Source organism: Pseudomonas sp. Pseusp97, assembly GCF_047304025.1.
Classification (GTDB): domain Bacteria; phylum Pseudomonadota; class Gammaproteobacteria; order Pseudomonadales; family Pseudomonadaceae; genus Pseudomonas.
Genome location: NZ_JBGLYK010000078.1, coordinates 1 through 23,249 on the forward strand (window position 1 = coordinate 1; position 23,249 = coordinate 23,249).

The window sequence follows — 23,249 nt, forward strand, 5'->3', positions numbered from 1 at the left end:
GCGGAGGACGGGGCATGGCGAAAAGACTGGTAACCGAGGTTGGGGTACGGCGAATGCCCGGCATGCTAGGTTGTGCCGAGTACTCATCGCAAGAGCGCGCACGAGCATGCCCAAGAGCCACCCCACCTGGCTGATCACCCTGCAGAACCTCAGCGGCCGCCTCGGCGCCCGCTACCGCGGCCCGCAGACGGCGCATTTCGACGGCACCCGCTTCCACAACCTCGACCGCCGCCCGCACCACGGTCTGCGCGCTTTCCTCAAATGGCAGCGCGAGCGCGGCCGCCAGCAGGAGTGGATTGCCCAGACCGGCCGCGATGCCCGCCCGGAGACTCCCGCCCGGGTCGATGGCGATGAACTGCGCGTTACCTACATCAACCACGCCACCCTGCTGATCCAGCACCGCGGCCTGAACATCCTCACCGACCCGCTCTGGTGCGAACGCACCAGCCCGTTCAGCTTCGTCGGCCCAAAGCGCGTGCACCCGCCGGGACTGGCACTGGATGAGCTGCCGCCGATCAACCTGGTCCTGGTCAGCCACAACCACTACGACCATCTGGATATCCACAGCCTGCGCGAACTGGCGCGGCGTTTCCCGTTGGCGAAGGTGGTGACCGGCTTGGGCAACGGCGAGCTGATCCGCGCCTGCGGCTTCACCGATATCGCCGAGCTGGACTGGTGGCAGAGCCTGCCGATGCCCGAAGGGTTGCTGCTCACCGGCGTGCCGGCGCAGCACTGGTCGGCGCGTTCGCGACGCGATACCAACCGTACGCTGTGGATGGGTTTCGTGCTGCAGTCACCGGATGGTCCGCTGCTATTCCCCGGCGATACCGGCCTGGGCGAGGAGTTCGGCCTGATGCACGAGCGCTTCGGCCCGATGCGCTTCGCCGCCCTGCCCATAGGCGCCTACGAGCCGCGCTGGTTCATGCGCCACCACCACATGAACCCGGACGACGCGGTGCAGGCGCACCAGCATCTGGATTCGCAGTGCAGCATGGCGATCCATTTCGGCACCTTCCGCCTGAGCGACGAAGGCCAGTTCACGCCGGTCAGCGATCTTTCGGCGGCGCTGCAACAACGCGGCGTGGCGCCGGAGCGCTTCCGCGCGCCGAAGCCGGGCGAACAATGGCTGGTGCCGCCGATGCCGGATGCTTCGCTGTAGGAGCGAGCTTGCTCGCGAACGCAGGCATAGCCCGCTCCTACCTGAAATATCGCGCCGGTGCCCCCTCTCCCCCGCCCTCTCCCTGAAGGGAGAGGGAGCTATTTGCGCCGGCTGACACTATAACTTCAGCCGGCACCCACCCAGTCCCCTCTCCCTTCAGGGAGAGGGTTAGGGAGAGGGCAAATCCAAGGCACGAAATATCAGAAGAAGACAGTTGCTCCTACAAGGAAATGCCTGCGCTAGCCCGCTGGCGTAGGAGCGGACTCCGTCCGCGATCCGTCGCCGCCAGCGCCGGCGCTTCAAAAGATCGCGAGCAAGCTCGCTCCTACGAAGAGCGGCTTCAGTTCTCCCGCACCCGCTTGCTGCAGCAGTTGCGGTAGCGCTTGCCACTGTTGCACGGACAAGGCTTGTCGCCGCGGCCGCCCAGCTCCAGCCAGCTTTCCAGGCGCTGGCGCATGGATTCGCGGACTTCGCGGCGCTCGTCGTCCAGCTGCGGCTTGCTCAGCTCGCGGCTGAGCCAGAGGTAGTCATCCAGCAGCTCGTCACGCTCCAGCGCGTGCAGATGTTCGGCCAGTGGTACGCCTTCGTAGCGGCGCTTCGGGTCAGGCAGGAAGGCGATGGCTTCACCGCCCGGCAGCACATTCCACAGGCGACCCTGGGCGTCGCGCCAGCAGGCGCTGAAACGCGCGCGCAGCGCCAACCCCGGCCACTCCTCCAGGCACCAGCCATCCACCCGCTCGCCGCCCAGTCCTTCCACCGCCTTGCCCACGGAGAACCAGGGTTCGCCCGCAATGCTGTCGGGCAGGGGGAGCGGCGCGGCGACTTCCGGCGCGCCGTTTTCCACCAGTCGGCGGGCGAAACGGCGCAGCGGATTGGTGAGGTGCGAGGGGGCGCGGAACGGCATGGGGTCACCAGCAGAAAAGGTCGGCGAAGGTCCGACCGGAGGGACGCGCCACGGTTCCCCGGGGCGCGAAAGGCGAGCATTCTAGGCTCGCCCGGAGCGGCGTCAACGCGGGGTGATCAATAGCTGCGCGTGGAGATCGGCTCGGCCGCGCCGCTCAGCTCGCGCAGCAGGTCATCGAGCAAGGCGGAGGCGCCGAAACGCAGGTGCTCCGGCTTGATCCAGCCAGCGCCGAAACGCTCCTCCGCCAGTTTCATATAGACCTGCGCATCGGCCAGCGTGCGCAATCCCCCGGACACCTTCAAACCCACCTTGCCGCCCGCTTCCTCAATGGCGTCGAGGATCACCCGCACGGCCTCAGGCGTGGCGTGCACCGTCGCCTTGCCGGTGCTGGTCTTGAGGAAATCAGCGCCGCCGGCGATGGCTTCGCGGCAGGCTGTGCGGATCAGTTCCGGGTCGGCCAGCTCGCCGGTTTCCAGGATGACCTTGAGCCGGTGGTACGGCCCGCACAGCGTCTTGCAGGTGCGGATCAGTTCTACCGCTCCGGTCTGCTGACCTGCCTTGAGCTTGCGCCAGGGATAGACCAGGTCGATCTCGTCGGCGCCTTCGGCGAGGGTCTTGCGCACCTCCTCCACCACATCGGCCAGCGGCGCGTCGCCGCCGGGAAAGTTGCACACGCTGGCAACCCGCACGTCGCGGCCGCCCAGGGTATTGAGCGTGCGCCGGGCAATATGCACCAGCTTCGGCCCCACGCACAGCGCAGCCACTTCGCCGTAGGGCGTCAGCGCGCGGCGACAAAGGTCCACGGTGCTTTGCAGGTCATCGCCGGCATTCAGCGAGGTCAGGTCCAGCAGGGCGAGCACGCGGCCCGCCGGGGTCTTGCGAGGATCGGTCATCGGCAACACTCTCCATCGGCTTTCTGCGGCACCGTAGGGCGCATAACGCACCAGCGTTATCCGCCGTGAATGTTGCGGCGGATAACCTGCTCCAGGTTATCCGCCCTACGGTGCTTCCTTGATGTGCTGAGGCGACAACCATCGCCCCGGCCGGCGCTGCGCGCCCTGTCGCAGATCAGCGGAACGGCGGCTCGTCGAAGCTGCGCAGCTTGCGCGAGTGCAGCGAGTTGAGCTGGGTGCGCAGCAGGTCGACGGCGGCAACGCCGATGGACAGGTGCTGGCTCACCGCGCGCTGGTAGAAGGCCGTGGCGGCGCCGGGCAGCTTGATCTCGCTGTGCAGCGGCTTGTCCGACACACACAGCAGCGTGCCATAGGGCACCCGCAGGCGGTAACCCTGCGCGGCGATAGTGCCGCTCTCCATGTCCACTGCAATCGCCCGCGCCAGGTTGATCAGCGGGCGCTCCTGGGCCCAATGCAGTTCCCAGTTGCGGTCGTCGTAGGTGAGAACGGTGCCAGTACGCAGGCGGCGTTTGAGCTGGTCGCCGCGTTCGCCCGTCACCAGCGCGGCGGCTTCCTGCAGCGCCAGCTGCACTTCCGCCAGCGCCGGAATCGGGATGTGCGGCGGCAGCACGCGGTCGAGGATGCCGTCGCGGCGCATGTAGGCATGGGCCAGCACGTAGTCGCCGATGGTCTGCGACTGCCGCAGGCCGCCGCAGTGGCCGACCATCAGCCAGCAGTGCGGACGCAGCACGGCCAGGTGGTCGGTGATGTTCTTCGCGTTGGACGGGCCGACGCCGATGTTCACCAGGGTCACGCCGTCGCCGTCCTCGGCGATCAGGTGGTAGGCCGGCATCTGGAAGCGGTGCCACTCGACGCTGGCGACGATGGCGTTGGCTTCACCTTCATCCGTGCCGCGCTCGATGATCACGTTTCCCGGCAGGACCATGCGTACGAAGCGCGGGTCGTCGCGCAGGCGCTCCAGGCCCAGGTGGATGAACTGATCGACGTAGCGGTGGTAGTTGGTGAGCAGGATCCACGGCTGCACATGGCGCCAGTCGCTGCCGGTGTAATGCACCATGCGGCGCAGGGAAAAGTCGGTGCGCGCGGCGTCGAACAGCGCCAGCGGCATCGGGTCGGCGTTCTCCCACTCGTACAGGCCGTCGGCCACACCGTCGGATGTGGCCGACAGATCGGTGCTGGGGAACACCCGCGCCAGCTCAGCGGCGGTCACGCCCGAGCCACCCAGTTCGTCGCCGCCTTCCACTACATATGGGTAAGGAATGTTCTGCTTGCTCACGCCGACTTCCACCCGCACGGTGAAGTCTTCCATCAGCGGGCGCAGCTGCTCCAGCAGGTATTTGCGGAAGGCCTTGGGCTGGGTGATGGTCACGGCGTAGGTGCCGGGCACCTGCACCTTGGCGTAGGCGCGGGTGGTCGAAGGCACTTCGCCCTGGCACAGGTAGGTCACCCGCAGCAGCGGGTAGCGGAATTGTTCGCGCTGGTGCGCGTCGGGGACTTCGCGGTCCTTCAGGTACTGCTTGAGCGCCTGCCTGAGAGCGCCGGTGGCGCGTTCGTGCAGCACGGCCAGTTGATCGACGGCCTCTTCGGCCGTCTGCGCGACGAAGAACTCGTCGCCAGTCGTAAGACTCATGGTGGGCATCCTGTCTGAACGATCAGCTCCATCTTGCCTGCTTCCGTCACAGAAAGGGATGACAGATTTGGACCTTGATCTTCAGCCTGACCAGCGACACCATAAGCGCATCGGACTTTAAAGAGTCTTTATTCGATCCTGATTAACAGGTAAACATCATGCGCTATTCCAGCCAGGTCAAACCCATCAGTTACCTGAAAGCCAATGCGGCCGAAGTGCTCAAACAACTGAGCGAGCAGCAGGAACCTTTGATCATCACCCAGAATGGCGAAGCCAAAGCCGTAATACAGGACGTTCGCTCCTATGAGGAAACCCAGGAAACGCTGGCCCTGCTGAAAGTCCTCGCGTTGGGCAATCAGGAAATCGCCACTGGCCAGACCAGCACGCTGGACAATGTCGCGGAGCGCTTGCGCAAGCGTCGCCAGCAACCGTGAGCGGCGGGACCTACGAGGTTCTGATCACGCGCGGCGCAGAGCGGGACCTGGAGGGGATCCATGATTACATCGCCGATTTCGACTGCCGCGAGAACGCCGATTACGTGCTCGACCAGTTGTTGCTGGCCATCGCCGAACTGCGTCTGCAGCCCCAGCGCGGCAGCCACCCGCGGGAACTGATGAAGCTGGGCATTCAGGAGTACCGGCAGGTCTTCTTCAAGCCATACCGCGTCATCTACCGGATCAGCGACAAGACCGTTCACCTCTATCTGGTCATTGATGGGCGACGCGATATTCAGCAGCTACTGAGCAAACGCCTGCTGGGTTGAAAAACGGGGCGAGATTGCCCCGCCCTCCCCTCTCACACCAGATGTGGCGTCGCCCGCGCCACCAGCGCTTCCACGTCCACCCCGCGCGGCAGGGTGCCGTAGACGCGGCCGCCGTCGCCCAGGCGGCTGGCGATGAAGGCGTCGGAGACCACCGGGTTGCCCGCTTCCAGCAGCAGTTTTGCCTGCAGGGCGATGGCGACGTTTTCGGTGAGCTGGCGGGCGCGGTACTGGATGTCCTGGGTGTCAGCGAAGGACGCCTTGAGGTTGCCGATGAACGAGGCCAGGCGCGCGTCGCCATGGCCGTCGCCCAGTTCGCTGAACAGTGCGTCGAGCACGCCGGGTTCCTTCGACAGGGCGCGCAGCACGTCCAGGCACTGCACGTTGCCCGAGCCTTCCCAGGTGGAGTTGACCGGCGCTTCGCGGTAAAGGCGCGGGAGGATGGTGTCCTCGACGTAGCCGGCGCCGCCCAGGCATTCGGCGGCCTCGTTGATCATCGCGGGGGCGCGTTTGCAGATCCAGTACTTGCCCACGGCGGTGACCAGGCGGGCGAACTTGTCTTCCTGCTCGTCGTGCAGGTTGTCCAGCGCGCGGCCCATGCGCATGGTCAGGGCCAGCGCGGCTTCGCTTTCCAGGGCGAGGTCGGCCAGCACGTTCTGCATCAGCGGCTGTTCGGCCAGCACGCGACCGCCGACCTGACGGTAGGCGCAGTGGTGCGCGGCCTGGGTCAGCGCCTGGCGCATCAGCGAGCTGGAGCCGACCATGCAGTCGAAGCGGGTCATGGCGACCATCTCGATGATGGTCGGCACGCCACGGCCTTCCTCGCCGACCATCCAGGCCAGCGCGCCGCGGTATTCCACTTCGCTGGAGGCATTGGACCAGTTGCCCAGCTTGTTCTTCAGGCGCTGGATGTAGAACTCGTTGCGGCTGCCGTCCGGGCGATGGCGCGGCAGCAGGAAGCAGGTCAGGCCCTTGTCGGTGTAGGCCAGGGTGAGGAAGGCGTCGCACATCGGAGCCGAGCAGAACCACTTGTGCCCAACCAGTTCGTAGGCCTGGCCCGGCCCGGGGATGCCCACCGGGTAGGCGCGCGTGGTGTTGGCGCGCACGTCGGTGCCGCCCTGCTTCTCGGTCATCGCCATGCCGATGGTGGCGCCGGTCTTCTGCTCGATGGGCAGGTTGCGCGGGTCGTACTCGGTGGAAAGGATCTTCGGCAGCCACTTCTCGGCGAGGTCGGGCTGCAGGCGCAGGGCGGGCACGCTGGCGAAGGTCATGGTCAGCGGGCAACCGGTGCCGGCCTCGGCCTGGCTGTGCAGGTAGCTCAGGCCGGCGCGAGCGACATGGGCGCCCGCGCGCGGATCGGTCCAGGGCATGGAGGGCAGCCCGGCCTCGATGGCCGCGCGCATCAGCTCGTGGTAGGCCGGGTGGAACTCCACCAGGTCGACGCGGTGGCCGTAGCGGTCATGGGACTTGAACGCCGGCTTGTTCTCGTTGGCCAGGAAGCCCGCCGCCATCAGCGGCCCGCCGGCCAGTGCGCCATAAGCGTCGAGTTTCTGCTCGGCCCAGCCGCCGCCGTAACGGCGCACCCACTCCTGCAGCGGCACGTCGACGCGATAGAGGTTGGCGCCGTCCAGCGGCGGCACCTGGTTGGTCACTTCGTGGGTTTCGGCGTAAGCGTGCGGGATCATGGCTGGTTCTCCATAACGGGCGTGGGCTTGGCGGGCTTGGGCATGGCAGACGCCTGCGCGCCGACGGCGCGCAGGCAGAAACTGGCGAGGGCGTCGCTGACGTCCTCCAGGGAAACGCTGGACTGGCCGGCATCCCGCGCGGCGCGGGCGGGCGGCGAAAGCGGGCCGATCAAGGCTTCGGCGATGGCGCCGACCAGGCAGGCGGCGGTGAGCTGCGCGGGCTGGGGCTGGAATTCGCCGGCGGCGATGCCCTGCTCCAGCAGGGTGACGAACAGCGCGGCGTAGGCTTCGCGGTAGATCAGGCGTTGCTCGTCCACTTCCGGGTCGACCGGCTCGGCGATCAGCGCGAAGGCCAATTGGCGGCTGCCCCAGGCGCGGGCGGCGAACTGGTGCAGGCCATGGCTCAGGCGTTCGGAAGCGCTGCCGGGAGCTTTCAGCAGCGCGCCCAGGGTATCGACCTCGCGCTGGCTGGCGCGGGCGAAGACCTCGGCGGCCAGCTCGCCCTTGCCACTGAAGTGCCGGTAGAGGCTGCCGGTGGCAATGCCGGCGTCGTCCGCCAGGCTCTGCATGGTCAGGGCGGCGAAACCGCCCTCGGCCACCCGCGCCAGCGCCAGTTCGAGGATGCGCTCGCGCAGTTCGCCGTCCTTTTGCAGCCGCGCTGTGGAGTGTCGATAGGCCATGATCTGAATCCGGATTCACTGCATGAAATTCAGTGAATCACGGTTCAGACCTTGGCTTAAAGAGACATTCCCGCCACGGGCGGGGCGATTCTGGCCAAACCGCCACCGCCCATGCGGAGCGTTACCAGAGCGGCATCTGGTAGCTGACGATCACCCGCGTTTCGTCGATGTCGTTGCCGAAGTCGCTGCGGAAGGCGCCGTTGCGCACCTTGAAGCCGAGGTTCTTCAGCGGGCCGGTCTGCACCACGTAGCCGATGTCGGTGTCGCGCTCCCATTCCTTGCCGCGCCCCTGGCCGTTCAGCAGGTCGATGTGATCGCCCTGCAGGTAGCGGGTCATGAAGGTCAGGCCGGGCAGGCCGAGGCCGGCGAAGTCGTAGTCGTAGCGCGCCTGCCAGGAGCGTTCGTCCTTGTTGGCGAAGTCGCCGATCTGCACGAAGTTGGTCAGGTACGGGTCGGTGCCGCTGAGGTAGGCGAACCCGGTATCGCCGGACATTCGCTGGTAGCCGACGCCGAAACCGCTGCCGCCGATGCGGTAGGTGAACAGCGCGTTGAGCGCACTGTTGTCGACGTTGCTGCCGCCGTCATCGGTGGAGCGCGCCCAGCGGATATCCGACTTGAGCGACTGGCCCTCGGCGATGGGCAGGGTGTGCACCACGCTCAGGTAGTGCTGGCGGTAGAAGTTTTCCAAACCGCCGTAGTGGTAGCTGGTACTGAGGTTGTCGGTCCAGCGGTAGGTGCCGCCGGCGAGGTTGAAGCGGTCGCTGCTGGTGTGGCTGCCGAGCACGATGTTGCGCTTGTTGCCACGGGTCATCGACAGGTCTTCATCATTGGTCGAGTCGCGCTGCTTCACCTGGCGCAGCTGGCCGAGCTGCGCGGTGAGGCCGTCGATCTCGTTGATCTCGGCGAGGCCGCCCTGGAAAGTCTGTGGGTGCAGGCGCGTGTCGTTGTACTGCACCACCGGCAGCTTCGGCAGCAGGGTGCCGACCTTCAGGGTGCTCTTCGAGGCACGCAGCTTCGCGGTCACGCCCAGGTCGCTGTAGTCATCGGCGGCGCGCTTGTCGCTGGCCGAATAGGGCAGCAGGCCGGAGCCGGTGCGGTCGGGGCTGGAGTCCAGCTTGATGCCCAGCAGGCCGAGGGCGTCGACGCCCACACCCACCGTGCCTTCGGTATAACCCGACTCGAAGCGCAGCAGGAAGCCCTGCGCCCATTCCTCGGATTTCGACTGTGCCGCATTGCTCTGGCGGTAGTCGCGGTTGAAGTAGAAATTGCGCAGTTCCAGGCTCGCCTTGCTGTCCGCGATGAAGTCCGCGTGGGCGAACAGGGGCAGGCAGGCGAAGCTCGAAACGAGCGCCCGTACGGGAAGATTTTTCATTGTTGTTGTCTCTTCGTCAGGTGAGGTGAAGGGCGGCGGCGCTGCTTCGTGAAAGTCCATGCAGGGCGATTCCCTCTCCCTAACCCTCTCCCTGAAGGGAGAGGGGACCGTTCTGTGCAGGTTGAAACCACAGCGTCAGCCGGCACGGACAGCTCCCTCTCCCTTCAGGGAGAGGGCGGGGGGAGAGGGAAAGCTCAGGCACAGGCGTCCGGAAGAAACGCTTGCTCCCACGCCGCCAGATTGAAAATCACTGGATGAGCAGCCCCTCCAGTCGCTGGCGGATCAGCCGGCGCGCCTGCTCGACGATGTCGCGCAGCAACTCCTCGCAGCTGGGTTCGTCATCGATCAGGCCCTGGACCATGCCCGCCGACCAGATGCCGAGGTCGGTGTCGCCCTGCTCATAGACGGTGCGCCCACGCAGGCCGCTGACCAGGGCGGCGATGTCGGCGTAGGTGGCGTTGCCGCGCGCCTCGATGGCCAGGACTTCCTGGCTGATGGCGTTGCGTGCGACCCGCGCGCTGTTGCGCAGCGAGCGCATAATCACGTCCGTGGAGCGCTCGTCCGCCGCGCGGATGGCCGCCTTGACCTGCGGGTGGATCGGACACTCGCGGGTGCTGAGGAAGCGCGTGCCCATGTTGATCGCATCGGCCCCCAGCGCCAGCGCCGCCACCAGCCCGCGGCCGTCGGCGAAGCCGCCGGAGGCGATGATCGGCACGCTCAGCCGGTTGGCCGCCGCCGGCAGCAGGACCAGGCCGGGAATGTCGTCCTCCCCCGGATGGCCGGCGCATTCGAAGCCGTCGATGGACACCGCATCCACACCCAGTAGCTCGGCCTTGAGCGCATGGCGCACGGCGGTGCATTTGTGGATGACCTTGATGCCGTGCTGGCGGAACTCGGCGATGTGCTCGCCGGGATTGTTGCCGGCGGTTTCGACCACGCCGATGCCGCCCTCGATGATCGCCGCGCGGTACTCGGCATAGGGAATCGGCTTCTGCGTCGGCAGCAGCGTGAGGTTCACGCCGAAGGGCTTGTCGGTGAGTTCGCGGCAGCGCGCGATCTCGTCGAACAGCGCCTGCGGGGTCGGCTGGGTCAGCGCAGAAAGCGTTGCCAGCCCGCCAGCATTGGCCACCGCCGCGGCCATCTCGGCGCGGCCCACCCACTGCATGCCGCCCTGCATGATCGGGTGTTCGACGCCGAAGGTTTCAGTGAAACGGGTCTTGAACATGCGCCTGCCCTCCGCCGGGTCAGATCGGGTCCCAGGAGAACACGTCCGGGCTGCGCGCCAGGTCCATGAAGCTGCCGCGCAGCGCGGGCATGCCATGCTCGGCGATGCTCTGCGGGGTCCAGCCGTTGTCGCTGTGCACGCTGCGCAGCGGGCGGCTCTGGCTCATCAGGAAAATCTCGTGGTTGCGCGCGGCGAACACCTGGCCGTTGACCGCGCTGGCAGCATCGGAAGCCAGGTACACGGCCAGCGGCGCGTTCTTGTCCGGGGTCATGCGCTGCAGGTTTTCCACCCGCGCCTTCTGCTCCGGCGTCTCGGCCGGGATGGAGTCGGTCATGCGGCTCCAGGCGAAGGGTGCGATGCAGTTGGAGCGCACGTTGTAGCGCTGCATGTCGAGGGCGATGGACTTGCTCAGCGCAACGATGCCCAGCTTGGCGGCCGAGTAGTTGGCCTGGCCGAAGTTGCCGATCAGCCCCGAGGTGCTGGTCATGTGCACGAAGGCGCCGCTGTTCTGCGCGCGGAAGTGCTCGGCGGCGGCGCGGCTGACGAAGAAGCTGCCGTTCAGATGCACGTTGATCACCGACAGCCAGTCCTCGGCGCTCATCTTGTGGAAGATGGTGTCGCGCAGGATGCCGGCGTTGTTCACCACGATGTCGACGCGGCCGAAGGCGTCGATGGCGCTGGAAACGATGCGCCGGGCACTGTCCCAGTCCGACACGCTGTCGGTGTTGATGGCGCCGTCGCCGCCGCGCTGGCGGATCAGCCCGAGGGTTTCCTCGGCTGGGGTTGCCGAGCCGCCCTCGCCCTGCAGGGACACGCCGATATCGTTGATCAGCACCCGCGCGCCGCTCTCGGCCAGGGCCAGGGCGATCTCGCGGCCGATGCCGCCACCGGCGCCAGTGACGATCGCTACCTTGCCTTCGTTGAGTCGTTGGGTCATCGCTAATTCCTTACTGTTCGTTCAATCGGAGAGTTGGATGCGCACACGATCAGCTCGGCAGGCCGAGCACGGCCTTGGCCAGGATGTTGCGCTGGATCTCATTGGTGCCGCCGTAGATGGTGGTCGGCCGCGACTGGATGAAGATGCCCGCCGGGTGCAGCTCGGGATCGTCGGCGAAGGGGTTCTGCAGCGCCGAATCCGCGCCGGCGATCTCCAGCCCCAGCTCGCTGATGCGCTGGTACAGCTCGGACTGGTGGATCTTCAGCAGGGAAACGTCCGGGCCCAGTTCCTCGCCGCGCCGCAGGCGTTCGGCGAAGCGCTCGTAGAGCGCCTTGTGGCAGTCCAGGTCCATGCTCAGCGCGGCGAAGCGCTGGGCGAACACCGGGTCGTCCCACAGGCCCTGGTGACGAGCCAGGCGCACCAGGCGTTCGAGGGCGAAGGTGGCCTGCTTGGGCGAGCCGAGGAAGATGCGCTCGAAGCCGAGCAGCGCCTTGGCCATGCCCCAGCCGTGGTTGACCGCGCCGACCAGGTTCTCCTGCGGCACGCGCACGTCATTGAAGAACACCTCGCAGAATTCGCCCTGCAGCTCCAGGTTGAGGATCGGCCGCACCTCGACGCCAGGGCTGTCCATCGGCACCAGCAGGAAGCTGATGCCCTGCTGCGCCTTGGCGCTGCGCTCGGTGCGCGCCAGCACGAAGATCCAGTTGGCCTCGGTGCCCATGGTGGTCCAGGTCTTCTGGCCGTTGATCACCCACTCGCCGTCGCGCAGCACCGCCTCGGTGCGCAGGCTGGCGAGGTCGGAGCCGGCGTTGGGTTCGCTGTAGCCCTGGCACCAGATGTCCTCGCCGCTGAGGATGCGCGGGAGGAAGCGCTCGCGCTGGGCGTCGGTGCCGTAGCGGATCAGCAGCGGGCCGAGCATGGTGATGCCGCTGTCGGGCAGGCGCGCGCAGCCGTAGTTTTCCATCTCCTCGATCATGATCAACTGCTTGCCGGCGGACAGCCCCATGCCGCCGAACTGCACCGGCCAGCCGGGGCACAGCCAGCCCTGTTTCGACAGGGCCTGGTACCACTCCCAGGTGTCGTCGCGGCCCAGGCGGTGGGCCGGGTTACGGATGCGCTGCGGGTAGTTGGCGGCGACCCAGTCGCGCACCAGCCGGCGGAACTCGCCATCTTCGAGGGCGTTGTAATCGGTCATTTCAATGTCCTCGGCTCACTGGCCTTTGAAAACGGGAGAACGCTTGTCGAGGAAGGCCGCCTTGCCTTCGGCATGGTCGGCGCTGAGGAACAGCTGGCTCTGGAAATCGCCTTCGCGTTCGAGCAGCAACTCCAGGCCATCGGCCAGCAGCGCCTTGGTCAGCGCCAGCGGCAGCGGCGCCTGTTGCTCGACCTTGGCGGCGAGCGCCAGGGCGGCATCCAGCGCGGCACCCGCTGCGCAGAGTTGGTCCACCAGGCCGATGCGCAGCGCTTCCTCGGCTTCGATGACCTGGCCGAACATCAGCACCTGACGCGCGCGGCCAATACCGATGCGTGCCGGCAAGGTGTGCAACTGGCCGAGATCGGCGAGCAGCCCGACCTTGCCGAAGCCGGCGGCGAAGCGCGCCGTGCCGCCGCAAACCAGGCTGTCGCAGGCCAGCGCCACCGACAGCCCGGCGCCCACCGCCCAGCCTTCGATGGCGGCGATGATCGGCTTGCCCATGCGCAGCATCTGGCGGATCAGATCGGCGTTCTTCTGCATGCGCACGCGGCCGGCGTTGAGGTCAGTGACGTGCATGTCGCTGAGGTCGCCGCCGGCGCTGAAGACTTCCGCCGAACCCGTGAGGACTACGCTGCGCACGGCGGGATCGGCGTCCGCTTCGCGCAGCGCTTCGAGCAGCTCGGCGCGCAGCGCTGGGGAGAGCGCATTGCGCCGCGCCGGATTGTTGAAGCGCAGGAGACGCACCGAACCGAGGGTTTCCTGCAAAAGCATCTCGCTCATCACGCCAACTCCCCGTGCAGCAGGCCGATGTAGCGCGCCCGGTGGAAGGCCAGCGAACCCTGGCTGTTCAGCAGCACCATGGCGCGGCGCAGGAACAGGCCGATGTCGGCCTCGTCGGTGTAACCGATGCCGCCGTGCAGCTGGATCGCCTGGCGGGTCACCAGCATGGCCGCTTCGGCGGCGCGCACCTTGGCAGTGGACACCAGGCGCTGCACCTGCGCGGCCGGCGCGCCTTCGTCCAGCGCGGTGGCTGCTTCGCCGACGATGGCGCGCGCCAGTTCGATCTGCAGCTTCAGGTCGACCATGCGGTGCTGCAGCGACTGGAAGCTGCCGATCTCGCGGCCGAACTGGCGGCGCACGCCGAGGTAGTCGCGGGTCTGTTCGAAGGCTGCGTCCATCAGTCCGACGAGATAGGCGGCGCAGGCCAGTGCCGATTCATCGAGGGCAGCCGGCGCCGCTTCGACGAGTTGCGCGGGCGTGCCGTCGAAGCGCAGGCGCGCCAAGTGGCCGCCGTCCTGGGTTGGCTCCTGGTGAATGCTCAGCCCCTCGGCATTGCGCTGCACCAGTGCAAGTCCGGCGTTGCAGGCCACCAGCCAGGCGTCGGCGGCAGCACCCAGGGCAACATGGGCAATCTCGCCGCGCAGTTGGCCGTCGTGCAGCAACGGCAACGCAGCGCCGGCTTCATAGCCGATGCCGGCGGGCAGGATCAGCCGCTCGCCGGCCAGCAGCGCATCGCGCTCATCAGGCGGCAGCAAGGGAGCGACCAGGCTCGCCTCGATCAGCGGTTCGGGCAGCAGGCCGCGGCCGAGCTCTTCCAGCAGCGCGGTGTACTCGCCCATGCCCAGGCCGCTGCCGCCCAGTTCTTCGGCCAGTCGCAGGCCCGGCCAGCCCATGGCGCAGACTTCAGCCCAGGCGTCGCGGTCGATGCCCGGCTGCTGGAAGCGCAGGCGGCGCACCCGGCCCAGGTCGCCGCCACGCGGCACCAGGGAAGCGGCGCTGTCACGGATCATCCGCAGGCGCTCTTCGCGCTCCTCGGCCATCGCGGTGTTGTCGGTCATTTCGTCATTCCCGTGTCGGTTGAACAGTACCGGCCGCGGCGGGCCGGTACTTGAAACTGCCGGTGGCGCTGGCGATCAGCTCGCCGGCTTCATCGAAGATTTCCGCCGCGCAGAAGCACAGCGTGCGGGTGCGCCGCAGCACCCGGCCGACGGCATTGATCTCGCCGCTGGTGCTGCCCATGAAGTGCGTGGCCATGTCGATGGTGACCATCGAGCAACCCGGCATCTGCGCGCGAATCGCCCCGGCCATGGCGGCGTCGAGCACGCTCATCAGCACGCCGCCGTGGAAGCTGCCGAGGTAGTTCATCAGCTCCGGGCGGTGGCGCAGGCGCACCCGCACCACGTCGCCGTCGATCCAGCGCTCCAGGCCGAGGAACTCTTGGAAGGTGAAGCGGCCGCTGGGGAACATGTCCGGGCCGGTCACGGCGTCCGCTGAGGCAAGTTCAGTCATCGTGCGCCCTCCTCGGTGACCGCCCGGCTTACCGGCCGCGCCACTGCGGCCACTGCGGGACGCGCTTGCGCAGTTTCAGCCGCGCCGCTGCGCGCCTCGCGGTTCGGGTCATACAGGCGGTTGGGAATCATCAGCGCCGGAATCAGGCCGGTGATGACGTAGGTGATGCCCATCACCAGGAAGCCCGCGCCGATGGACACGTGGGAGGCCAGCAGGCCGATGGCCGCCGGGGCCACCGCCGCGCCGATGCGGCCGAGGTTGTAGGAGGTGCCCACGGCGGCGCCACGCACCTGGGTGGAGAAGCTTTCGGTCATGTAGGTGGCCAGCACGCCCACCGGGACGCCGTAGATGAAGCCGAACAGCGCGAGGATCCAGACGATGTTGTCCGGCGTGTGCCAGAACACGATCACCGGCATGAAGATCGCGGTGCCGATGGCGCCGGCGGCGAAGGTGGCGCGGCGGCCGAAGCGGTCCGAGGCGATCCCGGCGAGCACCTTGCCGAGGATCATCGCGGTGTAGGTGCCGACCATGTAGCCGGTCATGGACTTGAAGTTCATGCCCAGCTCGCTTTCCAGGTACGAGGGCATCCAGTTGTTGGTGCCGTAGTAGCCGAACAGCAGGAAGCACGAGGTGATGCTCCAGAGCAGGAACATGCGCCGTGTGGACGGGTCGACCAGCAGCTGACGCATGCCGCCGCTGGGCGCGCTCTGCTGGCGGCCACTGACAGCCTGCTGCGCGCGTTGTGCACGAGCGGCCAGCCAGGACGGCGATTCCGGTACCCACGGGCGCAGCGCCAGGCAGATCAGCGCTGCGCCGATGGCGGTGAAGAACAGCGCGCGCCAGCCGTAGTCCGGGATGATCTGTCCGGCGAGGATGGTCGCCACCAGGTAGCCCACGGTCCAGCCTGCCTGCATGGTCGCCAGGATCGTGGTGCGGTATTTGGCGGTGACGAACTCGGACATCAGGATGTTGCAGGCCACGAACAGCGAGCCCAGGCCCAGCGAGGAGACGAAGCGGATCAGCGCGAAGGCCCAATAGTTGTGCGCCAGGCCGAGCAGCGCAGTGCCGACGGAGAACACCAGGATGGTCCAGGTGACTACACGCACCCGGCCGAAGCGGTCGCACGCCCAGCCGCCGTAGATGCCGCCGAGGGCCATGCCGGCCAGGGTGACGCTGCCCAGCGAGCCGGCCTCGAAGTTGGACAGGCCGAACTCGGCCTTGAGGCTGTTCAGGCTGTAGGCGAGGAACATCAGGTCCGCGCCATCGGCGAGCAGACCCAGGAAGCAGAAGAGGAAGGCGATCACCAGAGTCCGCCGCGGTAGCGCGGAGCCCTGGGCCAAGCTGTCGGGTGCGTTCATTGTTGTTGTTCTCGCAGGTTGGTTGAGGTCGTCGTCGCGCTAGGCCCGCCCGGCTGGCACTCCGCTTTCCGGGGTCAGGCGTACGCGGCCGTTGTCCAGCACCACCACGTCGCGCTCGACGACGCGGGTGCGGAAGGAGCCGTCATTCCAGATTTCGGTACGCAGGGTTTCGCCGGGGAACACCGGTGCCGAGAAGCGCACCTGCAGATGGGCGAAGCGCTCCGCGCGGTAGTCCGCGTAGCCGCGCAGCAGTGCATGGAAGGCCACACCGAGGGTGCACAGGCCATGCAGGATCGGCCGTGGGAAACCACCGCGGGCGGCCGCCGCGGGGCTGGCGTGGATCGGGTTGTCGTCGCCGTTCAGGCGGTAGAACAGTGCCTGTTCCGGGCGTGTCGGCAGGTCGATGACCAGGTCCGGCGCCTGCTCGGGCAGGCGGTGCGGCTGGCTCAGCGACTGGCTGTCGCCGCCAAAGCCGCCGTCGCCGCGCAGGAAGGTGGTGCCACGGGCAATCGCCAGCACCTCGCCGCTCTGCGCGTCACTGACAACCTTCTCGCTGTAGAGCAGCGCGCCCTTGCCGGCGCCCTTGTCCACCAGCCCGGTGACGCGGGTGCGGCCGATCACTTCGCCTTCCACCGGCAGCGGTTTCAGCCACTCGATGCTCTGCTCGCCGTGGACCAGGCGCAGGGCATCCACGCCGGTGTCCGGGTTGCCCAGCCAGAAGCCGGGATGGCCGAGCACCACGGCCATGCAGGGCAGCGCCTGGAGGTCGCGGTTGGCGTCGACGAAGGTCAGCTGGTGCTCGTCCATCGGGTCGGCACCGAGCCCCACCGACAGCGCATAGAAGGCGCTGTCGCGGCGGCTGAAGCGCTGCCGCACTTCCGGGATCGGGTAGTTCAGCAGGTACTCAGGATTCAGCGCCATGGGCCACCTCCTGCACTTCCAGCACCGCATCGGCGGCCCAGGCACCCTGGCCTTCGGGCATGGCGAAGACCGGGTTGAGATCGACCGAACGCAGACGCGGGCCGGCTTCGGCGGCGAACTGCGAGAGCTGCGCGAGCACCCGCGACAGCGCCTTGATGTCGGTCACCGGGCGGCCACGGGCGCCCAGCAGCAGCGGCGCGCCCTTGATGCTGCGGATCATCTGCTCGGCTTCGTCGACGCCGAACGGACAGCGGCGGAATACCACGTCCTTGAGCACTTCGACGAAGATGCCGCCGAGGCCGAACACCGCCACCGGACCGAACTGCGGGTCGCGCTGGATGCCCATGAAGCACTCGACGCCGCCCCGCAGCTGACGGGCCACCAGCACGCCGTCGAGGCGGGCATCGGGTGCGTGTTCGGCAGCGCGCCGGAGCAACAGGTCGTAGCCCTCGCGCACGGCCTGTGCGCTGTTCACATTGAGCAGTACGCCACCGATTTCCGATTTGTGCAGGATGTCCGCCGAGGCGATTTTCAGCACCACCGGGAAGCCGATCTGCTCGGCGAACGCGGCGGCATCCGCTGCGCTCTTGAGTACGCGCTCGGGCGCCGATTCGATACCGGCGCGCGCCAGCAATTGTTTGGCTTCGGCCTCGCCGGGCGTGCTGGCCGGCAGCTCGACGCCACCGGGCGCGGGAATCCTGCGCAGAGGACGGGCGAAGGCTTCACCGAGCTGGCCCATGGCCTGGATCGCGCGCACCGCGCGGGTCGGGTCCTCGAACAGGGCGAAGCCGGCCTTCTGGTACGGCGCCAGCTCCTCGCCCTCGCCCATCACCGAAACCACGAACAGACGGTCCGGGTGATCGACCTTGATCCGCGCGAACTGCTCGGCCAGGCGCGGGCCGATGGAGGCGGCGGTGCCGGCCTGGGTGAAGAAGGCGATCAGCGAACGGTAACCACCGTCCACCACCATGGATTCGGTGAAGTCGTGCACCAGGCTCAGGTCGTTGAGCGCCTGGGCCGTGCAATCCACCGGGTTGAGCGGCGAGGCGTAGGACAGCCGCTGCTTCAGGCGCGCCTGGGCCACTTCGGGCATCGGCGGCATGGGCAGGCCGAAGTCCTCGGCGGCGTCGCTGACGATGATGCCGGCGCCGCCGCTGACGGTGATCATCCCCAGGCTGTTGTTCACCGGGTAGATGCGCTGGGTGGCGAGGTAGGCGATGTCCACCAGTTCCTCGGTGGTACGTGCGCGGACCACCGCGTAGTCGGCCAGCACCGCGTCGAGCACCTTGTCGTCGCCGGCCAGGGAGGCGGTGTGCGACATGGCCGCGCGGCCGCCCAGCTCGCTGCGCCCGACCTTGTGCAGGACCACCGGCTTGCCGGCGCGATGGGCCGCTTCGAGGGCGGCGAGGAAGCTGTCGACGTTGCGGATCGATTCGGCGTAGGCCATGACCACGTCGATCTCCGGCGACTCCACCAGCCAGCCGATGGCGTCGCCCAGGGTGACGTCGGCCTCGTTGCCGGTGGCGACGCAGATCGGCGTGCCCAGCCCGCGCTGCCGCGACAGGCCGAGCAGGTGTGCACCATAAGCGCCGGACTGGGTGGCGATGCCCACGCGCCCAGCCAGCGGAATGCCGCGCTCCAGGCTGGTGGAGAAGAAGGCGTAGTAGCCCAGGTTGGCGTTGAACACGCCCAGCGCGTTCGGCCCCAGCAGGCGCATGTTTGCCGCGCGGGCGGCTTCGACGATGGCGTCCTGCATGACCATGCCTTCCTCGCCGACTTCGCTGAAGCCGGAGGAGAACACGATGGCGCTGCGCGCGCCCTTGCGGCCGAGCGCCTGGACGGTCTCCAGCACCTGCGGCGCCGGCACCGCGATGATCGCCACGTCCGGCGCCTCGGGCAGCGCATCGACGCTGGCGTAGGCCGGCAGGCCCTGGATCTCGCTGCGATTGGGGTTCACCGGCAGGATGCGTCCGGAAAAACCGTTGCGCAGCATGTAGGCGATGGGGCGACCGCCGATGCGGTGCGGGTCGCTGGAGGCGCCGACCACGGCGACCGAGCGCGGCTGCACCAGGGGGGTGAGGCTGGAGAAACCGGTGTGTTGCAAGTGACTCACTGACATGACGTTCCACCTGAACAAGTAGCGGGTGCCGGACGCTTGCGTGCCGGCGCGAGGGCGAGCGCATCCACGGCAGGCTGCGGGCGGCAGCCACCGGGAGCGTCGGCCCTGGGTTTCAGAGCCCTGAGTTCAAGAACACAGGATTTCAGAGCACCGCTTGGGTGCCGAGCAGCGCCGTCACCTGGCTGGACAAGGTCCCGCCGTTGCCGTGCAGCAGCGCCACGTCGGCCTTCTTCAGCTGGCGTTCCCCGGCCTGGCGGCGCAGCTGGGTGACCGCCTCGATGATCAGGAACATGCCGTACATGCCCGGATGCACACAGGACAGCCCGCCGCCGTTGGTGTTCACCGCCAGCTCGCCGCCGGGGGCGATGCGCCCGCCCTGGACGAAGCGGCCGCCCTCGCCCTTCGGGCAGAAGCCGAGGTCTTCGAGGAACAGGATCGTATTGATGGTGAAGGCGTCGTAGACCATCATCAGGTCGATGTCCGCGTGCTTCACCCCGGCCATCTGCATGGCGCGCGGGCCGCTCTCGGAAGCGGCGGTGACGGTCAGGTCGGGCATGGCGACGATGGAGCGGTGCCACTGCGCGCCGGCGGCGCCGAGGAAGTAGATCGGCGCCTTGGGCAGGTCCCGCGCACGGTCGGCGCGCACCATCACGCAGGCGCCGCCGCCATCGGTGACCAGACAGCAATCGGCCTTGCTCAGCGGGTCGCTGACCATCCGCGCGGCAAGCACGTCATCGATGCTCAGGGGGCCACGGGCAAAGGCCTCGGGGTTCAGGTTGGCCCAGCCGCGCGCGGCCACGGCCACTTCGGCCAGGTGCTCGCGGGTGGTGCCGAATTGATGCATGTGGCGGCTGGCGGCCAGGGCGTAGGCGGTGATCGGGTGGCGCGGCTGGTAGGGCGTCTCGTGCCACTGCGGCTCGCTCATCGACACCAGCTTGCCGCCGGCGGTGCGCTGGTTGGAGCCGTAGCAGATCAGCGCCGCATCACACAGGCCGGCCTCCAGGGCGAGGGTCGCCTGCAGCAGGTGCAGCTCGAAGCTGGAGCCGCCGACGTTGGTGCCGTCGACGAATTTCGGCTTGATGCCCAGGTATTCGCAGACCGAGAGGGTCGGGAAGGCGTGGGAACTGGTGGCCGAGAACACCGCGTCGATGTCCGAAAGCTTCAGCCCGGCGTCGGCGATGGCTTTCAGCGAGGCCTGGCCGAGCAATTCCATGGCGCTGTAGCCGTGGGCTTCGCCGATCCCGGCGCTGCCGATGCCGACGATGGCGGTCTTGCCGCGCAGGACCTGGCTCATGGCTGTCCCTCCGTCAGGGGCTGGAAGACCACGGCAGGGCCGCTGTCCAGCTGGGCGATGCGCGCCTTGACGCGGGTACCGATGGGCAGGCTGAGGTGGCCTTCGATGCGCGACATCATGCGCACGCCTTCATCGAGGTCGACCAGGGCGACGTTGTAGTCACCGCTGCGGGCGCGGTTGACGGTCAGGGCATAAAGGGTGCCCAGGCCACTGGCGGGAACCCATTCCAGGTCCGTTTCGCCGCTGCCGGGCACCTGGGTGCGCGGGTAGAACACGTGCCGGCCGGTGGAGGCGCTGCGCTGCAACATGAAGCGACCCTGGGCGAGGAAGGCGAGGTACTGCGCCTCGGGCCCTGGCATGTTGCGGTCGGGGAAATCCACCATCGAGGTTTCTCCTTTGTTCTTGTTCTGCCTTTGTTGCAAAGTGCGTTACCGCCCATGCCAAGCCAGCTTCACGGAAGCCGTTGCAGGCGTCGCAGGGTCAGAATACATTCACTATACTGAATGTCAATCAGAATACAGAATATGACCACTGAAAAGACCGTCGAAGAAGTCAGCAGCAAACGTACCGGCGGCGCCAAGGATGTCGGCGCCGTGGTGAACGCCATCCAGATCCTGCGCCACCTGGCCAATGCCGAAGGCCCCGAGGGCGCAACCGCCATCGCCCGCGCCACCGGCATCAGCCCGAGCACCACCTTCAATATCCTGCGCACCCTGAGCAACGAGCAGCTGACCTCGTTCGACAACGAGACCAAGACCTATCGCCTGGGCCTTGGCCTGTCGGAGCTGGCGGTTAGCTTCATCGGCCGCAGCTACGCCGACCTGATCCAGCCGGAGCTGGAGCGCCTGAGCACCAGCCACAACATCCTGATCACCCTGTGGCAGGTCACCGACGACGCGCACATCCGCGTGATCGCCGTGTCCGCCCCGACCGTGGCGCACGTCAATGTCGCCATCGGCTCGCGCCTGCCGGAGCTGGTGGGCGCCGCCGGGCGCTGCGTCGCCGGCCTGCGCAACCTGCCCGAGGACGAACTGCGCCGCCGCCTGACGCGGGTGCGCTGGGAGAATCCGCCGAGCTTCGAGGAATACCGCAGCGATGCCGCCGCCACCCTGGAACGCGGCTGGGCCATCGACCAGGATCACCTCTACCGCGGCGTCAGCATGGTCGCCAGCGCGATCATCGACCACGACTGCCAGCCGCGCTTCATCATTTCCGGCATTGGCATCAGCGCCCAGCACGACCGCGAGAAACTGGAACAGATCGGCACCAGCCTGCACCGAACCGCCGGCTTCATCAGTCGCTCGCTGTTTCCGCAGGGCACCGCCAACCCGGCGAAGTAGCCTTTCGCCATTCACCATAAGAAATGCCATTCATATCAATGAATGAACCAAGCGACCCGGGCGCAACCGGCGCGACGCCGTACAGCGGAACCCCGCGCGCCGCTGCCCATGTCGCTGCGTTCCCGATGCGACTGATGGCAGCGATATTCGCCGCCAGGGGACCACAGCCGCGACTATCGCCGGTATCATGGCAAGTCTTGATGGAGTCCTGGCGGTGACCATCCCGCGGAGAACGCCGTTCCCGCCGCGAACCCGAATCCCTGTGCGATCCGGGCAGCCCGCCGCCAGAGCCCGCCAAACCCTCTGCCCGGATGTTCGCCGGCCTTGCATGGCTCGCGGCAGCCGCAGGTAATCCCATTGAATTGAGGCAACCATGGAACAGAAAGACATCGATTGGGGCACGCTCGGATTCGATTACATCAAGACCGACTTCCGCTACATCTCCCACTGGCGCGATGGTCTGTGGGACGACGGCAAGCTGACCGAAGACAACACCCTGCACATCAGCGAGGGCTCCTCCGCCCTGCACTACGGCCAGCAGTGCTTCGAAGGCCTGAAGGCCTACCGCTGCAAGGACGGCTCGATCAACCTGTTCCGCCCGGACCAGAATGCCGCACGCATGGCCCGCAGCTGCGCCCGCGTACTGATGCCGCAGGTGTCCGAACAGCAGTTCATCGACGCCTGCAAGCAGGTCGTGCGCGCCAACGAGCGCTTCATTCCTCCGTACGGCTCCGGCGGCGCGCTGTACCTGCGTCCGTTCGTGATCGGCGTGGGCGACAACATCGGCGTGCGCCCGGCTCCGGAATTCATCTTCTCGGTGTTCTGCATCCCGGTCGGTGCGTACTTCAAGGGCGGCATGAAGCCCCATGACTTCGTGATCTCCACCTACGACCGCGCCGCCCCCAACGGCACCGGCGCCGCCAAGGTCGGTGGCAACTACGCCGCCAGCCTGATGCCCGGCGCCCAGGCCAAGAAGGACGGCTTCGCCGACTGCATCTACCTCGACCCGGCCACCCACAGCCGCATCGAGGAAGTGGGCTCGGCCAACTTCTTCGCCATCACCCACGACAACGAGTTCGTCACTCCGCGCTCCAGCTCGGTGCTGCCGGGCATCACCCGCCTGTCGCTGATGCAGCTGGCCGAACAGCGCCTGGGCCTGAAAGTGGTCGAAGGCGACGTGCACATCGACGACCTGGCGCGCTTCAAGGAAGCCGGCGCCTGCGGTACCGCAGCGGTGATCACCCCGATCGGCGGCATCCAGTACAAGGACAACCTGCACGTGTTCTTCAGCCGCGAAGACGTCGGCCCGGTGACCCGCCGCCTCTACGAAGAGCTGACCGGCATCCAGAAGGGCGACGTGGAAGGCCCCGAAGGCTGGGTCGTCAAGGTCGACTGAGACTGACGCTCCGCCCCAGACAAAACGCCCCCCCTCCCGGAGGGGTAGCGGGCGGGGTTTTTTTGGGGGGG

22 protein-coding genes are annotated in these 23,249 nt (G+C 67.4%); 5 read left to right on the forward strand and 17 right to left on the reverse strand.

The features are described from left to right. Positions 1-106 precede the first annotated feature (106 nt). On the forward strand, positions 107-1,159 hold the full coding sequence (locus ACCC94_RS14855) for an MBL fold metallo-hydrolase (protein WP_413350266.1): 1,053 nt from the start codon (positions 107-109) through the stop codon (positions 1,157-1,159). Between the two features lie 340 nt (positions 1,160-1,499). On the opposite strand, the gene ACCC94_RS14860 is transcribed toward ACCC94_RS14855, so the two are convergent. From ACCC94_RS14860 to amn, 3 genes are all read right to left on the reverse strand, one after another. Continuing rightward, on the reverse strand, positions 1,500-2,063 hold the full coding sequence (locus tag ACCC94_RS14860; RefSeq protein ID WP_413350267.1) for a hypothetical protein: 564 nt from the start codon (positions 2,061-2,063) through the stop codon (positions 1,500-1,502). Between the two features lie 116 nt (positions 2,064-2,179). Beyond that, entirely contained in the window at positions 2,180-2,956 is a 777-nt protein-coding gene (deoC, locus tag ACCC94_RS14865) for a deoxyribose-phosphate aldolase (protein WP_413350268.1), read from the reverse strand. A gap of 175 nt (positions 2,957-3,131) precedes the next feature. After that, on the reverse strand, positions 3,132-4,607 hold the full coding sequence (gene amn / locus ACCC94_RS14870; RefSeq protein ID WP_413350269.1) for an AMP nucleosidase: 1,476 nt from the start codon (positions 4,605-4,607) through the stop codon (positions 3,132-3,134). 158 nt (positions 4,608-4,765) lie between these two features. On the opposite strand from amn, the gene ACCC94_RS14875 reads away from it, so the two are divergent. After that, positions 4,766-5,041, forward strand: a complete 276-nt coding sequence (locus ACCC94_RS14875; protein ID WP_413350270.1) for a type II toxin-antitoxin system Phd/YefM family antitoxin — start codon at positions 4,766-4,768, stop codon at positions 5,039-5,041. After that, positions 5,038-5,370, forward strand: a complete 333-nt coding sequence (locus ACCC94_RS14880) for a type II toxin-antitoxin system RelE/ParE family toxin (protein ID WP_413350271.1) — start codon at positions 5,038-5,040, stop codon at positions 5,368-5,370. The genes ACCC94_RS14875 and ACCC94_RS14880 overlap by 4 nt, the downstream gene beginning before the upstream one ends. Before the next feature lie 32 nt (positions 5,371-5,402). On the opposite strand, the gene ACCC94_RS14885 is transcribed toward ACCC94_RS14880, so the two are convergent. From ACCC94_RS14885 to ACCC94_RS14950, 14 genes are all read right to left on the reverse strand, one after another. Beyond that, positions 5,403-7,052, reverse strand: a complete 1,650-nt coding sequence (locus ACCC94_RS14885) for an acyl-CoA dehydrogenase family protein (protein WP_413350272.1) — start codon at positions 7,050-7,052, stop codon at positions 5,403-5,405. Further along, on the reverse strand, positions 7,049-7,732 hold the full coding sequence (locus ACCC94_RS14890; protein ID WP_413350273.1) for a TetR/AcrR family transcriptional regulator: 684 nt from the start codon (positions 7,730-7,732) through the stop codon (positions 7,049-7,051). The genes ACCC94_RS14885 and ACCC94_RS14890 overlap by 4 nt, the downstream gene beginning before the upstream one ends. Before the next feature lie 121 nt (positions 7,733-7,853). After that, positions 7,854-9,104: an OprD family porin gene (locus ACCC94_RS14895; RefSeq protein ID WP_413350274.1), complete on the reverse strand. Its 1,251-nt coding sequence runs from the start codon at positions 9,102-9,104 to the stop codon at positions 7,854-7,856. Between the two features lie 247 nt (positions 9,105-9,351). Next, positions 9,352-10,329, reverse strand: coding sequence for an NADH:ubiquinone reductase (locus tag ACCC94_RS14900; protein ID WP_413350275.1), 978 nt, complete (start codon positions 10,327-10,329; stop codon positions 9,352-9,354). A 19-nt stretch (positions 10,330-10,348) separates the two neighbouring features. Next, entirely contained in the window at positions 10,349-11,266 is a 918-nt protein-coding gene (locus ACCC94_RS14905; protein ID WP_413350276.1) for an SDR family NAD(P)-dependent oxidoreductase, read from the reverse strand. A gap of 49 nt (positions 11,267-11,315) precedes the next feature. Next, positions 11,316-12,461 (reverse strand): acyl-CoA dehydrogenase family protein, encoded by a 1,146-nt coding sequence (locus tag ACCC94_RS14910; protein ID WP_413350277.1) that lies wholly within the window; start codon positions 12,459-12,461, stop codon positions 11,316-11,318. A 15-nt stretch (positions 12,462-12,476) separates the two neighbouring features. Continuing rightward, complete coding sequence (locus ACCC94_RS14915; protein ID WP_413350286.1) at positions 12,477-13,232, reverse strand: enoyl-CoA hydratase/isomerase family protein; 756 nt, start codon at positions 13,230-13,232, stop codon at positions 12,477-12,479. A gap of 8 nt (positions 13,233-13,240) precedes the next feature. Next, positions 13,241-14,299 carry an acyl-CoA dehydrogenase family protein gene (locus ACCC94_RS14920; protein WP_413350278.1) on the reverse strand — a complete coding sequence of 353 codons (1,059 nt, stop codon included), beginning with the start codon at positions 14,297-14,299 and terminating at the stop codon, positions 13,241-13,243. 4 nt (positions 14,300-14,303) lie between these two features. Then, positions 14,304-14,708 (reverse strand): PaaI family thioesterase, encoded by a 405-nt coding sequence (locus ACCC94_RS14925; RefSeq protein WP_413350287.1) that lies wholly within the window; start codon positions 14,706-14,708, stop codon positions 14,304-14,306. A 38-nt stretch (positions 14,709-14,746) separates the two neighbouring features. Next, a complete protein-coding gene (locus ACCC94_RS14930) occupies positions 14,747-16,108 on the reverse strand; it encodes an MFS transporter (RefSeq protein WP_413350279.1) in 1,362 nt (453 codons plus the stop codon). Positions 16,109-16,147: 39 nt separating this feature from the next. Further along, positions 16,148-17,029: a MaoC/PaaZ C-terminal domain-containing protein gene (locus tag ACCC94_RS14935; protein WP_413350280.1), complete on the reverse strand. Its 882-nt coding sequence runs from the start codon at positions 17,027-17,029 to the stop codon at positions 16,148-16,150. After that, positions 17,013-19,148: an acetate--CoA ligase family protein gene (locus ACCC94_RS14940; protein WP_413350281.1), complete on the reverse strand. Its 2,136-nt coding sequence runs from the start codon at positions 19,146-19,148 to the stop codon at positions 17,013-17,015. Before ACCC94_RS14940 ends, ACCC94_RS14935 begins: the two co-directional genes overlap by 17 nt. A 142-nt stretch (positions 19,149-19,290) precedes the next feature. Beyond that, positions 19,291-20,442, reverse strand: coding sequence for a thiolase (locus ACCC94_RS14945; RefSeq protein ID WP_413350282.1), 1,152 nt, complete (start codon positions 20,440-20,442; stop codon positions 19,291-19,293). Then, positions 20,439-20,825 carry a Zn-ribbon domain-containing OB-fold protein gene (locus tag ACCC94_RS14950; protein WP_413350283.1) on the reverse strand — a complete coding sequence of 129 codons (387 nt, stop codon included), beginning with the start codon at positions 20,823-20,825 and terminating at the stop codon, positions 20,439-20,441. Before ACCC94_RS14950 ends, ACCC94_RS14945 begins: the two co-directional genes overlap by 4 nt. A 141-nt stretch (positions 20,826-20,966) precedes the next feature. On the opposite strand from ACCC94_RS14950, the gene ACCC94_RS14955 reads away from it, so the two are divergent. Continuing rightward, a complete protein-coding gene (locus ACCC94_RS14955) occupies positions 20,967-21,782 on the forward strand; it encodes an IclR family transcriptional regulator (protein WP_413350284.1) in 816 nt (271 codons plus the stop codon). Between the two features lie 373 nt (positions 21,783-22,155). After that, a complete protein-coding gene (locus tag ACCC94_RS14960; RefSeq protein WP_413350285.1) occupies positions 22,156-23,178 on the forward strand; it encodes a branched-chain amino acid aminotransferase in 1,023 nt (340 codons plus the stop codon). The last annotated feature ends 71 nt before the right edge of the window (positions 23,179-23,249 follow it).